Raw genomic sequence first — 12,167 nt, forward strand, 5'->3', positions numbered from 1 at the left:
CACCGGTGCCTCGACGAGGTGGGAGGATGGAGGGGTGACTGCGATCGAGCCGAATGTCGTCCCCTTTGCCTCGCCTGCCGCCGCCAGCGGTGCGCCCTTCGTGACCACGCCCGTCGCGTACGATGCGATCCTCCTCGCCGGCTTCGGTGGCCCGGAGGGTCAGGAGGACGTGATCCCGTTCCTCCGCAACGTGACGCGCGGTCGCGGCATCCCCGATGAGCGGTTGGAGGAGGTCGCGCACCACTATCGTCACTTCGGCGGCGTGAGCCCCATCAACGGGCAGAACCGCGTGCTCAAGGAGGCGCTCGAGCAGGCGCTCGTCGCGCGCGGCATCGAGCTGCCCGTGTACTGGGGCAACCGCAACTGGGCCCCCTACCTCGAGGAGGTCGTGCCCGAGGCGGCGCGCAACGGGCACACCACGCTGCTCGCGTTCGCCACGAGCGCCTACAGCTCGTTCTCCAGCTGCCGCCAGTACCGCGAGGACTTCGCGCGCGTGCTGGAGGAGACCGGCCTCGGGGAGACTGTCACGATCGACAAGATCCGCCCGTTCTATGACCACCCGGGTTTCGTCGAGGCCTTCGAGTCGGGAGTGCGGGAGGCCATCGAGGGCTTCCTGGCGCAGGGCATCGCCGCGCCGGACATCCAGATCCTGTTCTCGACGCACAGCATCCCGACGGCCGACGCCGAGCGTTCCGGCGCCCGCGACATCGACTGGGGCGAGGGCGGCGCCTATGCCGCGCAGCACCTGGCCGTCGCGGCCTGGGTGATGGACCGCGTACGGCAGTCCGTGCCGGCGGCGGCCGACGTGGCCTGGGCGCTCGTCTACCAGTCGCGCTCGGGGCCCGCGTCGCAGCCGTGGCTCGAGCCGGACGTGTGCGACGTGATCGGTGAGCTTCCCGCGCGAGGGCGGCGCGCGGTCGCGGTCGTGCCGGTGGGATTCATGAGCGACCACATGGAGGTGCTCTGGGATCTCGACACCGAGGCGGCGGAGGCGGCGGAGGACGCGGGACTCGCGTTCACGCGCACGCCGACGCCTGGCGTGTCGCCGACGTTCGTCGAGGGGATCGTCGACCTGATCGAGGAGCGGCTGCAGGGGCGTCCGAACGAGGAGCGCGCTCACGTCACGTCGCTCCCCGGCGGCTTCGACGTCTGCCGGCCCGGCTGCTGCGAGAACGTCAGGGCGGGGTTCAAGCCGGCGGCCGCCGGCGTCGCCCCGTGACCGGAACGGGTGTCGGCGGCGGCTTCTAGGATGGAAGCCATGCGCATCCACATCGCCACCGATCACGCTGGACTCGATTTCTCCACGCAGCTGCAGGAGCACCTGCGGGCGGCGGGGCACGAGGTCGTCGACCACGGTCCGGTGGAGTACGACGCGCTCGACGACTACCCGGCGTTCTGCATCCGGGCTGCTCAGGCGGTGGTCGCCGATCAGGAGGCGGGCGTCGAGGCGCTGGGTGTCGTGTTCGGCGGATCCGGCAACGGCGAGCAGATCGCGGCGAACAAGGTGCGCGGTGTCCGCGCGGCCCTGGTGTGGAACCTCTCCACGGCCGAGCTCGCACGGGAGCACAACGACGCCAACGTGATCTCCATCGGCGCGCGGCAGCACACGTACGACGAGGTGACCTCCTTCATCGACCGGTTCATCTCGACCCCGTTCTCGGGCGACGAGCGTCATGTGCGCCGCATCGGACAGATCGCCGACTTCGAGCGCGACGGCTCGCTGCTCCCGGATCCGCGGGGCTGACATGCCCGAGGGTCACTCCGTCCACCGCATCGCCCGGCAGTTCGACCGCAACTTCGTCGGCAAGGTGCTCCGCGCCTCCAGCCCCCAGGGACGCTTCGCCGAGGAAGCGGCGATCCTCGACGGGCGCACGGCGACGAGCGTGCAGGCGGTCGGCAAGCAGATGTTCCTGGAGACCGAGGGCGACCTGTGGCTTCGCGTGCACCTGGGGCTCTACGGTGCCTGGGACTTCGCTGGCGAGATCCTCGTCGACCCCACGATCGCGTCTGCGAATGGACGTATGGGTCAGACGAACCAGCGAGGCACCGTGCTGGAGGACCCGATCCTGGACGACGCCGGAGAGAACTCTCTCGCCTCGATCGGCGCCCCGCGACGCACGCGGGTGCACGTGCGCATGTCCGAGCAGACGAAGGGTCTCGCGGACGAGGGGGTGGAATGGCCGCCGCCCGTGGTGGGGCAGGTGCGTCTGCGGCTCATGACCGACATCACGGCCGCCGACCTGCGCGGCCCTACGGCGTGCGTTCTGCAGACGCCCGAGGAGATGCTCGCGACGGTCGCCAAGCTCGGTCCGGATCCGCTCGTCGGTGATCCGGCCGAGAACGAGGAGCGCTTCGTCCGCGCGGTGCGCAAGAAGTCGACGCCCATCGCGCTGCTGCTGATGGACCAGGCGGTGGTGAGCGGCATCGGCAATGTGTATCGCGCGGAGATGCTCTACCGGCAGCGGCTCAATCCGCACACGCCCGGACGAGACGTGCCGGAGGATGTGGTGCGCGCCCTCTGGCACGACTGGGTGCGCCTGCTGGCGATCGGTGTCGAGACGGGTCAGATGATGACGATGGACGACCTGTCGCCCGACGAGTACCGTGCTGCGATGGCGAGCCGCGACGACCGGCATTGGGTGTACCACCGCGCCGGACTCCCGTGCCGGGTCTGCGGCACCGAGATCGCGCTCGAGGAGATCGGCGCGCGCAAGCTCTACTGGTGCCCCCGCTGCCAGGCGTGAGTCCGCGCTGGCGTGTGCGGGCGCCCCTAGGCTGAATCCATGCGACAGAATCCGAGCTTCACGCTCGCCGACGTGACCGAGATCCGGCGCGTGATCGAGGCCAACCCCTGGGCCACCATCGTGAGTTCGACCGACGACGGGCTCGTCGCCTCGCACTATGCCGTGCTGCTCGACGACGACCGCGACGACCTGACGATCGTGGCGCACGTTGGGCGTCCCGACGACCTCATCCACGGGCTGGGGGAGCGGGAACTGCTGGTGGTCTTCCAGGGCCCGCACGGCTACGTGTCGCCCGGCTGGTACGGCGATGTCCCCGCGGTGCCCACATGGAACTACACCGCCGTGCACCTGGCGGGCACACCCGAGATCCTGACACCGGACGAGAATCTGCGGGTGCTCGACCGCCTCGTGGAGCGGTTCGAGAACGGCATGCCCGAGCCGCGGCTGATGTGGCAGCGTCCCAACGACGCCGCGTTCGTGGAACGGCTCGCCGCAGGGACAGTGGGATTCCGCCTCACCCCCGCGCGCGTCGTCGCAAAGCGCAAGCTCAGCCAGAACAAGCCCGTCGAGACGATCGAGTCGGTGATCGCGGCACTCGAGAGCGAAGGCCCGCACACCAACCGTCCTCTGGCGGCGGAGATGCGGCGCGCTCAGGTGGCGCGCGAGGGGAACCGGGCATGACGGCGCGGAACGACACCGTCGGGACGGTGCGGGCCGTTCGTCTGGCCGGTCCCGGCCGGGAGTTCCTCATCGACGACGAGCCGGTGGACCTTCACCTCGACGGCGGCGTCATCGTCGACATCGCGCCGACCGGCGCCCTGCGACCGCGTGGACAGGTGCTCGACGCCGATGGTCTCTGGGCGGTCCCCGGCTTGTGGGACAACCACGTGCACACGGTCCAGTGGGCGCTGGCGGCGGAGCGGGTCCCGTTGCATGACACGACCTCGGCGGCGGAAGCCGCGCTGCGGATGGGTGAGGCGCCGACGCTCCCCGACGGACGCCGCGTCGGTACGGGATTCCGCGACGCCCTGTGGCCGGATCGGCCGAGCCTGGAGCTGCTGGACGCGACGACGGGAGCGGCGCCCACCTACCTCATCAACGCCGACGTGCACAGCGTGTGGCTGAACACCGCTGCTCTCGCCCGCGAAGGCTTCCGTGCTGACGACGGGGTCCTGCGCGAGGAGGACGCCTTCGAGATCTCGCGCCGCCTCAACGCGGTCGACCCGGCGCACAGCGACGAGGCCGTGCTCCGCGCCGGTGAGGCCGCAGCGGCGCGAGGCGTCACCGGACTGGTCGATTTCGACATGGCGTGGAACGCCGCTGCCTGGCCGCGCCGCGTCCGTGCGGGCTTCGCCTCGCACCGCGTGGAGTTCGCGTTCTATCCCGCAGACCTCGATCGTGCCGTGACCGAAGGGCTGCGTAGCGGCGAGCCGCACGAGGAACCGGACACTCCCGCCGAGGCGCGCGGTCTGATCCGTGTCGGCTCGCTCAAGATCATCACGGACGGGTCGCTGGGAACCCGCACCGCCGCGTGCTCTCATGCCTATCCGGACGACCCCGGCAACTACGGGGTCCTGACGGTACCGGGCGATGAGCTCGTCGCCCTGCTGACCACCGCGACCGGCGCGGGCATCACGGCGGCCGTGCACGCCATCGGCGACCGCGCTGTCACGTCCGCCCTCGACGCCTTCCTGGTCACCGGGGCGACCGGTTCTCTGGAGCACGCCCAGCTCGTGCGTCATGCCGACCTGGCGCGGTTCGCGCGCCTCGGTGTGATCGCCAGCGTGCAGCCGCAGCACGCCGTCGACGACCGTGACTTCGTCGAGCACCACTGGGCAGGGCAGACCTCTCTCGGTTACCCGCTGTCGTCTCTGTTCGCCGCCGGTGCCGAGGTGCGGTTCGGTTCCGACGCCCCGGTGGCGCCCCTCGACCCGTGGCAGGCTCTGTCGGCGGCGGTCTGGCGCACGGATGATGAGCGGGAATCGTGGCACCCGGAGGAACGCCTCACGGTCGACCAGGCGTTGAGCGCCAGCGTGCGCTCCACGCTCCGCCCCGGGGAGATCGCCGATATCGCGCTCACGTCCGCGGATCCGCGCACCGCAGATGCCGCCGCGTTGCGCGCGATGCCCGTGGCCGCCACCCTTCTCGCGGGCCGCGTGACCCACGTCGGCTGAGCCTCGCGCACGCGGAGAGGGCGGCCCCGGAATCCCGGGGCCGCCCTCTCCGAAGGTGCTGACTGGTCAGGCCGCGATGTGCGACACGAGGAACCAGCGGTCCTTCTCCAGTCCGCGCTGGATCTCGATCGCGACGTCCTGGCTGGTCAGGTCGACCTCGTCGAGGCCCTCGACGGCCGCCTTGACGTCGACGAGGATGGCGTCGATATCGGCGATGACCGCGCGGATGAGTTCATCCGACTGCGCGAAGCCGGCGGCGACCGACGTCGAACCGGCCTTCTCTGCGACGGCCGAGACGCGCGCGTCGATCGGGAGTCCGAGGGCGACGATCCGCTCGGCGGCGGTGTCGGCGAAGTCGCCGGCGTGGGCGACGATGGTGTCGAGGAGTTCGTGGACGCCGACGAAGTTCGCCCCGCGCACGTGCCAGTGCGCCTGCTTGCCGTTGATGGTCAGGGCCTGAAGGCCGAGGACGACGGGGGAGAGGAACTGCGCGGCGCCGGCGGCGACGGTGGGGTCGATGGCGGTGGGGGAAACGGTCTGTGCCTTGCTCATCTTGTGCTCCTCCGGGAGATTCTCGTGTCTGATGGGAACAACGCTACTCAGCTGAAAATGTTCCGCAAGCAAGATGAGGCATCGCTTACCGCCGCGAATCGGCGCGGGACGGGCGACGGCTAGAGTCGCTGCATGAGCGACGACGCGACCATCCTGTCTCTGCCAGGCCGCACTCCCGATCTCGACGACTCGGTGTTCCTCGCCGCGGGCGCCAGGGTGATCGGGGAGGTGACCATCGGGGAAGGGTCCAGCGTCTGGTACAACGCGGTCCTCCGAGCGGACTCCGCTGCGATCACGATGGGCGCCGGCAGCAACGCACAGGACAACGTGTCGATCCATGTCGACAGCGGACACCCGGTCGAGATCGGAGACGATGTCTCGATCGGGCACAACGCCGTCGTGCACGGCTGTCGGATCGGCGACGGTTCGCTCATCGGAATGGGAGCCGTGGTGCTGTCAGGCGCCCGTATCGGCTCGGAGTGCCTCATCGCCGGCGGCGCGCTCGTACTCGGCGACGCGGAGGTGCCGGACGGCTCGCTGGTGGCAGGCGTCCCGGCCCGCGTTCGTCGCGCGCTGAGCGACGAGGAGCGTGCCGGGTTACGGGAGAACGCTCGGATCTATCGCTCACACGTCGAGACCCATCGTGGTGCGGCGCACGCCGACGCGTCCGGGGAGGAGAGCGGTTCGGACGGGCGGTAGTCTCGGAGGGCAGGGGGCGGTGGCCAAGCTGGTTAAGGCAGTGGGCTCATAACCCAACGATCGCGGGTTCAAGTCCCGCCCGCCCTACGACTCGGATTTGCACGGGATCCATGCCGCCATGGGGCGCACCGGATGAGGAGGCTGAGAGCATCCGCACTCCGAAGGGAAGTCATGCAGCTCTCACCAGAATCCGAGACCGTCGTTCGCGCCACCGCCGGTGTGGTCGCCGAGCACGCCGAGGAGATCACTCGACTGTTCTATCCGCGGATGTTCGCGGCGCACCCCGAGCTTCTCCGGGTCTTCAACCGGGCGCACCAGGCGCACGGTGAGCAGCCGAGGGCCCTCGCCGCCTCGGTCGTCGCATTTGCCGTGTCCCTGATCGATCCCGAGGCGCCGGATTTCACGCCCGTGATGCGGCGCATCGCTCACAAGCACGTCTCGCTCGGGATCCGCGCGCGTCAGTACACGATCGTGGGACACCATCTGCTCGACGCCATGGGGATCGTGCTGGGCGACGCGGTGACCCCGGAGGTCCGTGCTGCCTGGGACGAGGTGTACTGGCTGTTCGGGTGCTCACTCATCGCGGAAGAGGCTCGACTGTATGCGTTGGCCGGCACCGACCCCGAACACCCGTGGCGCAAGCACCGCGTGGTCGAGCGGATCGCGGACACCGACGACGTGGTCACCCTCGTGCTCGAACCCCTCGACGGTGCGGTCGCCGATCACCGCGCGGGGCAGTACGTGGCCGTCGCCGTGGATCTGCCGGACGGCTCACGGCAGCCGCGTCAGTACACGCTGTCGTCTGCGCCCGGGGGCGGAGCACTGCGGGTGACCGTGAAACGGGTGCGCGGGATCGATGGTGCGCCCGACGGCCAGGTGTCCACGTGGCTGCACGACAACGCGATGCCCGGCACGATCCTCGACGTCTCACAGCCCGCCGGTGACGTCGTCCTCGATGAGTCGCACGACCCGCTGGTGCTGGTCTCGGCAGGGATCGGCATCACCCCGGTCGCGGCGATGCTGGACGGCGTTCGACGCACGCAGCCCGAGCGCACTGTGCGGCTCTTCCATGCCGATCGCACACCGTCGTCGCACGCGCTCGTCGGCCCCGTGCAGGAGTACCTCAGCGGCCTGGAGGACGCGACGGCGGTGCGCTGGTACTCGTCGGCCCCGACGGACGCTCCTGTCCTCGACGGCGTGCGCGCCGGGCGGATGGACCTGACGGATGTCGAGCTTCCCGCCGGGGCGCGGGTGCTCCTGTGCGGACCCCTCGGCTTCATGCGCGACATGCGCGCGTCACTGCTCGGGCGCGGCGTGCCCGCGGAGCGGATCGACTACGAGGTGTTCGGCCCCGACACCTGGATGCGCCATCCAGCGGACGCGTCGGCGGCGTGAGCAGCGAGCGGTCGAGGACGCCGGTTCACCGGGGCCTCCGGAGACCAGAACGACAGGAGAGGGCCGTGTCAAGCCCCTCCTGTCGGCCGTCCGGACGCGCCAGCCTCTTTCTGTGCGGCGTCCGCCGCTGAACGGGAGGCAACATGAGCATCGGCACTGGAATCGTGCTCTTCGTGATCGGGGCGATCCTCGTCTTCGCGGTGAACGTCGAGGTGACCTGGGTGAATCTCGACATGGTCGGATACATCCTCATGGGAGCCGGAGTCGTCGTCTTCTTGATCGGCATCGTGCTCCTGGCACGTCGCCGTCGGACCGAGACCGTCTCGCGCACGTATGTCGATCCCGCCACGGGGGAACCCACCACCCGACGGTCGGTGAGCTCGAGTTCCGACGACGGACTCTGAGCGACACGGACGGCTCGCGGGGACCCTGGGCCCCGCGAGCCGTCTGCGTGTCAGCTGAGGTCGGCGCCCTCGAGATGCTCCTCGACGAGGGTGATGCCGCCGCTCGAGTTCGCCGAATGGGCGAGCTCCTCGATCCACCGTCGACTCAGTTCCGGCGGCTCGGGAGCGTCGAACACGAAGCGCAGCGGGATGGAGGGATGCAGCCACAGCGTGGAACGGCCGGGTGCGTCGCCCTCGGGGTGCCGCCAGGAGAGCGTGAAGCTCTCATTGCGACGAAGCTTGGTGGCGATGACGACCTTGAGGTGGGCGAGCGCCCTGTCGTCGATCTGGATCGGGGTCTGAGTGTCTCCGTAGTAGAGGCTTCCCATCGTCAACCGACCTTGGTGCTGCAGAGGACTGCGGTGTTCATGGGGGCTCCTCGAAACATGCTGGGGGCCGGACGGGGTGATCCGGATACTTCGGACTCTAATCGGCTCAGCCGATAGAGCCCGAGAGGGCGCGCAACTCGCCGTCACGCACGAAACAAGTGTGCGCGCGGTGTCAGGTCCGGGGCAACGTCGGCGGCATGGAGTACGCCTCACGATAGGCCGCGGCGAAGCGCGAGGAGTTGCTGAACCCCCACCGCCGCGCGATCGTCGCCACGGAGGCCCCGTTGCGGGCCAGCAGGTCTCTATGGGCTCCGTCGAGGCGGGCCCGACGCAGTGCCTCGGTGGGGGTGATGTCGAGCGCCCGACGGAAGGCGTACTGAAGTCCCCGCGTGGACATGTACGCGGCGGCTGCCACGTCATCGATCGTGATCGGGAGATGGGCGTTGTCGTCGATGTACGCGAGGGCGCGCCGCACCGACGCAGGGGCGCCCGACCGCTGGCTCGGACGCCGCAACGCATCGCTGAACGTCGTCGAGAAGCTCGTCATCGTGAGCATCAGCGCGTGGCGCTCGAACTCCTTCCCGACCAGCGGGTCGACGGGCTCGCCTTCGACGAGCGTGCTCTCGAGGTAGGTGAACATCGCCCCCCACCGGTCGGCGTCGGCGCGGGAATGGGGCGAGAGCCCGGTGGCTTTGAGCTCCACCCGGTCGTCTCCCGTCACCTGACGCATCGTGGCCTGGGCGGCCGACCGATCGAAAACGAGGGCGCGCACGCGGGCTCCGTGCTCCCACGTCGCGTCCACCTGGGTGCCGTCGGTGAGCCACGGCACACCCGCGTCGAGCGGTTGGCGATGCGACCACACCTGCGCGTCCGGAGAGTCGACACGGCACACCAGCAGTTGATCGTCCGGCTGCGTTCTGGCGTGCACCTGTGCGGCGAGGTCGTAACGGAGGACCGTGGTGGCCCCGAGCTCCATCGAACGCCAATCGAAGCGGAAGCGATGGGGGTCGACGTCCTCAAGCGTGGCGGACGGCACGAACTGCTTCCAGGTGGGCTCCACCTGCGCGACATCCCTGGATGTGAACTGCACCTTCGGCTCCTCGTTGCGTGACCGACCCGAAGAGGAAGGCCACTTGGGACGATAACCCATCATGCTGACACCGAGGCAGAGGGTGGCGTCGGTCGCTCGTAGACTCGGGGTATGACCGTGCCTTCCCCCTACGCGGACCGCCTGAGCACCCTCCCCGTGGAGCGCCACGAGGTCGCCGTCCGCGGCGGTGTCACGGCGTACTGGGAGTACGGTCCGCGCGACGCCGACACGACCATCGTCGCCGTGCACGGGTTCCGCGGCGAGCACCACGGCCTCGAGCCGGTGCTCGCGTACCTTCCGGAGGTGCGGGTTCTGGTCCCGGATCTCCCGGGCTTCGGGGAGACCGCGCCGCTCCCCGGACGGCGCCACGACCTCGACGAGTACGCCGCGTGGTTGACGGACTTCGTCGCAGCCACCGCCCCGGGAGCGGTGATCCTCGGCCACTCCTTCGGCTCCATCGTCGCGGCGGCCGCCGTCGCGGGAGGTCTCGCGACGCCGCGCCTGATCCTCCTCAACCCCATCGGCGCGCCGGCACTGGAGGGGCCGAAGGGGCTGATGACCCGGCTGGCGGTGCTCTACTACGCCCTCGGCGCGAAGCTGCCCGACCGGCTCGGTACCGCGGTGCTGCGAAACCGGGTCATCGTGCGCGTGATGAGCATCACGATGGCGAAGACCCGCGACCCGGGGCTGCGCCGCTTCATCCACGATCAGCACGACACCTACTTCTCCCGGTTCTCCGACCGCGACGTGCTGCACGATGCGTTCGTCGCGAGCGTGTCGCACGACGTGCGCGAGTTCGCGCCGCGCATCGACGTGCCGACGCTGCTGGTCGCGGCGCAGCGCGACGACATCACGCCCATCGAGGCGGAGCGGCGGCTGGCGACCCTGTTTGCCGACGCGGAACTCGTCGAGATCGCCCACGTCGGTCATCTGATCCACTACGAGACCCCGGTCGAAGCAGCCGGGGCGATCAGGCGCTTCCTGAGGATTCCCGTCGCGCGAGGCCGATGAGCCCCGCCACCCGGAACGGGATCACCTCGCCCATGGCCAGGGAGGTCTCGGTGCGCTCGACCCCGTCGATCGACAGGATGCGCGCGTCGGTGTCGAACAGGTGCCTGGCGTCACGGCACGCGACGCGGGCGAGGAGGTCGATCGATCCGCTGAGTCCGTGCGCCTGCACGACCTCGGGGATGCGGGCGAGTTCGGTGATGATGCGGGGAAGCTCGGTCTGGCGTACGCCGATGCTGACGAAGGCCTGCAGCGGGAAGCCCAGGACGTCGGGGGAGAAGGCGCGCTCGTAGGAGAGGAAGACGCCGGTCTGATCCAGGCGGGCCATCCGCGCCTGGATCGTGTTGCGTGACAGCCCCATCTTCTCCGCGAGCGCGACGATCGTGATCCGCGGATCGTCGGCGAGCGACGCGAGCAGCTCGAGATCGATTCGGTCCAGTCCAGGCATAGTGCCAAACCCTAGCAGGCCCGAACTGGCGAAAAATGAGCAACATGCTCAGGTGGTGGACGATTGCTTGAGCGAGGTGTTGAGCAGACGTACCCTCAGACCATGCCGGTGATGACGCCGGCACCGTTGCGCGAAGCCCCACGAGGGCCGCCGGACGAGGAGGACGACGATGTCACCGCAGGCCACACCGATCGCAGACACCGCCCAGGATCTGGAACTCTCGGAGCGTCTTCTCGCCCCGGACGGGTCCCGCGTCCCGAACCCGCGCCTCGACCCGTTCGTCGTGGACGTGGACGCCGCGCAGCTCCGCGCGCTCCACCGCGACATGGTCGTACTCCGTCGCATCGACGCGGAGGGCGTGGCGCTGCAGCGTCAGGGCCAGCTCGGACTGTGGGCGCCGTGTCAGGGCCAGGAGGCGACGCAGATCGGCACCGCCCGAGCTCTCGACCCCCGCGACTTCGTGTTCCCCAGCTACCGTGAGACCGGCGTGATCTACGCGCGCGGCGCCCAGCCGGGCGATTACGTGCGCATGTGGCGCGGGGAGGAGGGGGCGGCGTACGACCCCGCGGCTCTCGGTGTCGCGCCGCTGCAGATCATCATCGGCGCGCAGACGCTCCACGCCGTCGGCTACGCACTGGGGATCCAGCACGAGAAGGCGGCGGAAGTGGCGGTCACCTATTTCGGTGACGGTGCGACGAGTCAGGGTGACGTCAACGAGGCGATGATCTTCGCCGCCTCGTACCAGGCCCCCGTCGTGTTCGTGTGTCAGAACAACCACTGGGCGATCTCGGAGCCGGTCGCCGTGCAGTCCCAGTACCCGATCGCGGGACGGGCGCCCGGATTCGGGATCCCCAGCCTGCGGGTCGACGGCAACGACGTGCTCGCGTGCCTGGCGGCGATGCGGTGGGCTCTCGACCATGCGCGTTCCGGCCGTGGACCCGCGTACATCGAGGCCGTGACCTACCGCATGGGCCCGCACACCACCGCGGACGACCCCACCCGGTACCGCGACGACGCGGAGCTGGAGGCCTGGCGTCGGCGGGATCCGATCGCTCGGCTGGAGGCGTACCTGCGCCGTGTGGGGGAGTTCGACGACGACCACGTGGCGGACACGCAGGCGGCGGCTGACGCGGTGGCGAAGGAGATGCGGGCGGCCTGTCTCGGAATGGTCACGCGTCCGCCGCTGGCCGTGTTCGACGGCGTGTACGCCGAGCCGCACACGGGGCTGGAGCGTCAGCGCGACGAGTACGCCGCGTACCTCGCGTCGTTCGAGAGCGAGGTGTGA

14 protein-coding genes and 1 tRNA gene are annotated in these 12,167 nt (G+C 69.7%); 11 read left to right on the plus strand and 4 right to left on the minus strand.

Annotation, left to right across the window (positions count from 1 at the left end):
• Positions 1–34: 34 nt before the first annotated feature.
• Genes ACWH95_RS13515 through ACWH95_RS13535 form a run of 5 tightly spaced genes read left to right on the plus strand, consistent with a single transcriptional unit; the run spans position 35 to position 4,918 of the window.
• On the plus strand, positions 35–1,219 hold the full coding sequence (locus ACWH95_RS13515) for a ferrochelatase (protein WP_454120813.1): 1,185 nt from the start codon (positions 35–37) through the stop codon (positions 1,217–1,219).
• Positions 1,220–1,258: 39 nt separating this feature from the next.
• A complete protein-coding gene (locus ACWH95_RS13520) occupies positions 1,259–1,744 on the plus strand; it encodes a ribose-5-phosphate isomerase (RefSeq protein WP_136037371.1) in 486 nt (161 codons plus the stop codon).
• A gap of 1 nt (position 1,745) precedes the next feature.
• On the plus strand, positions 1,746–2,744 hold the full coding sequence (locus tag ACWH95_RS13525) for an Fpg/Nei family DNA glycosylase (protein WP_454120814.1): 999 nt from the start codon (positions 1,746–1,748) through the stop codon (positions 2,742–2,744).
• Between the two features lie 39 nt (positions 2,745–2,783).
• Positions 2,784–3,425, plus strand: a complete 642-nt coding sequence (locus tag ACWH95_RS13530; RefSeq protein ID WP_454120815.1) for an FMN-binding negative transcriptional regulator — start codon at positions 2,784–2,786, stop codon at positions 3,423–3,425.
• On the plus strand, positions 3,422–4,918 hold the full coding sequence (locus tag ACWH95_RS13535) for an amidohydrolase (RefSeq protein WP_454120816.1): 1,497 nt from the start codon (positions 3,422–3,424) through the stop codon (positions 4,916–4,918). The genes ACWH95_RS13530 and ACWH95_RS13535 overlap by 4 nt, the downstream gene beginning before the upstream one ends.
• A 66-nt stretch (positions 4,919–4,984) precedes the next feature.
• Here the strand turns inward: ACWH95_RS13535 and ACWH95_RS13540 are convergent, their stop codons facing one another.
• Positions 4,985–5,470, minus strand: a complete 486-nt coding sequence (locus tag ACWH95_RS13540) for a Dps family protein (protein WP_136031899.1) — start codon at positions 5,468–5,470, stop codon at positions 4,985–4,987.
• Between the two features lie 132 nt (positions 5,471–5,602).
• Between ACWH95_RS13540 and ACWH95_RS13545 the strand changes: the two genes are divergently transcribed.
• The 4 genes from ACWH95_RS13545 (at position 5,603) to ACWH95_RS13560 (ending at position 7,968) form a co-directional block, all read left to right on the plus strand.
• The gene (locus ACWH95_RS13545; RefSeq protein ID WP_206251282.1) at positions 5,603–6,169 is read left to right on the plus strand and encodes a gamma carbonic anhydrase family protein; all 567 of its coding nucleotides are present in this window, start codon (positions 5,603–5,605) and stop codon (positions 6,167–6,169) included.
• 13 nt (positions 6,170–6,182) lie between these two features.
• Positions 6,183–6,256 (plus strand) — tRNA-Ile (locus ACWH95_RS13550).
• A 45-nt stretch (positions 6,257–6,301) separates the two neighbouring features.
• Positions 6,302–7,564, plus strand: coding sequence for a globin domain-containing protein (locus ACWH95_RS13555; protein ID WP_454120817.1), 1,263 nt, complete (start codon positions 6,302–6,304; stop codon positions 7,562–7,564).
• A gap of 143 nt (positions 7,565–7,707) precedes the next feature.
• The gene (locus ACWH95_RS13560) at positions 7,708–7,968 is read left to right on the plus strand and encodes a DUF6458 family protein (protein ID WP_136031905.1); all 261 of its coding nucleotides are present in this window, start codon (positions 7,708–7,710) and stop codon (positions 7,966–7,968) included.
• A 50-nt stretch (positions 7,969–8,018) separates the two neighbouring features.
• Here ACWH95_RS13560 and ACWH95_RS13565 read toward each other — a convergent pair whose 3' ends face one another.
• Positions 8,019–8,336 (minus strand): DUF7882 family protein, encoded by a 318-nt coding sequence (locus ACWH95_RS13565; protein ID WP_136031908.1) that lies wholly within the window; start codon positions 8,334–8,336, stop codon positions 8,019–8,021.
• A gap of 172 nt (positions 8,337–8,508) precedes the next feature.
• On the minus strand, positions 8,509–9,426 hold the full coding sequence (locus ACWH95_RS13570; protein ID WP_136037365.1) for a helix-turn-helix transcriptional regulator: 918 nt from the start codon (positions 9,424–9,426) through the stop codon (positions 8,509–8,511).
• 111 nt (positions 9,427–9,537) lie between these two features.
• On the opposite strand from ACWH95_RS13570, the gene ACWH95_RS13575 reads away from it, so the two are divergent.
• On the plus strand, positions 9,538–10,437 hold the full coding sequence (locus ACWH95_RS13575; RefSeq protein ID WP_136032311.1) for an alpha/beta fold hydrolase: 900 nt from the start codon (positions 9,538–9,540) through the stop codon (positions 10,435–10,437).
• Here ACWH95_RS13575 and ACWH95_RS13580 read toward each other — a convergent pair.
• The gene (locus ACWH95_RS13580) at positions 10,397–10,882 is read right to left on the minus strand and encodes an Lrp/AsnC family transcriptional regulator (protein ID WP_136032312.1); all 486 of its coding nucleotides are present in this window, start codon (positions 10,880–10,882) and stop codon (positions 10,397–10,399) included. The genes ACWH95_RS13575 and ACWH95_RS13580 overlap by 41 nt on opposite strands.
• Positions 10,883–11,051: 169 nt before the next feature.
• Between ACWH95_RS13580 and pdhA the strand changes: the two genes are divergently transcribed.
• Entirely contained in the window at positions 11,052–12,167 is a 1,116-nt protein-coding gene (gene pdhA / locus ACWH95_RS13585) for a pyruvate dehydrogenase (acetyl-transferring) E1 component subunit alpha (protein WP_136032314.1), read from the plus strand.

It is taken from the genome of Microbacterium sp. NPDC055502 (assembly GCF_053643635.1).

Excerpts from the sequence above, each read along its gene's own strand:
- ACWH95_RS13520 (WP_136037371.1), top strand. The coding sequence starts at position 1,259 with ATGCGCATCCACATCGCCACCGATCACGCTGGACTCGATTTCTCCACG.
- ACWH95_RS13525 (WP_454120814.1), top strand. The coding sequence starts at position 1,746 with ATGCCCGAGGGTCACTCCGTCCACCGCATCGCCCGGCAGTTCGACCGC.
- ACWH95_RS13530 (WP_454120815.1), top strand. The coding sequence starts at position 2,784 with ATGCGACAGAATCCGAGCTTCACGCTCGCCGACGTGACCGAGATCCGG.
- ACWH95_RS13535 (WP_454120816.1), top strand. The coding sequence starts at position 3,422 with ATGACGGCGCGGAACGACACCGTCGGGACGGTGCGGGCCGTTCGTCTG.
- ACWH95_RS13540 (WP_136031899.1), bottom strand. The coding sequence starts at position 5,470 with ATGAGCAAGGCACAGACCGTTTCCCCCACCGCCATCGACCCCACCGTC.
- ACWH95_RS13545 (WP_206251282.1), top strand. The coding sequence starts at position 5,603 with ATGAGCGACGACGCGACCATCCTGTCTCTGCCAGGCCGCACTCCCGAT.
- ACWH95_RS13555 (WP_454120817.1), top strand. The coding sequence starts at position 6,302 with ATGAGGAGGCTGAGAGCATCCGCACTCCGAAGGGAAGTCATGCAGCTC.
- ACWH95_RS13560 (WP_136031905.1), top strand. The coding sequence starts at position 7,708 with ATGAGCATCGGCACTGGAATCGTGCTCTTCGTGATCGGGGCGATCCTC.
- ACWH95_RS13565 (WP_136031908.1), bottom strand. The coding sequence starts at position 8,336 with ATGGGAAGCCTCTACTACGGAGACACTCAGACCCCGATCCAGATCGAC.
- ACWH95_RS13575 (WP_136032311.1), top strand. The coding sequence starts at position 9,538 with ATGACCGTGCCTTCCCCCTACGCGGACCGCCTGAGCACCCTCCCCGTG.
- ACWH95_RS13580 (WP_136032312.1), bottom strand. The coding sequence starts at position 10,882 with ATGCCTGGACTGGACCGAATCGATCTCGAGCTGCTCGCGTCGCTCGCC.
- pdhA (WP_136032314.1), top strand. The coding sequence starts at position 11,052 with ATGTCACCGCAGGCCACACCGATCGCAGACACCGCCCAGGATCTGGAA.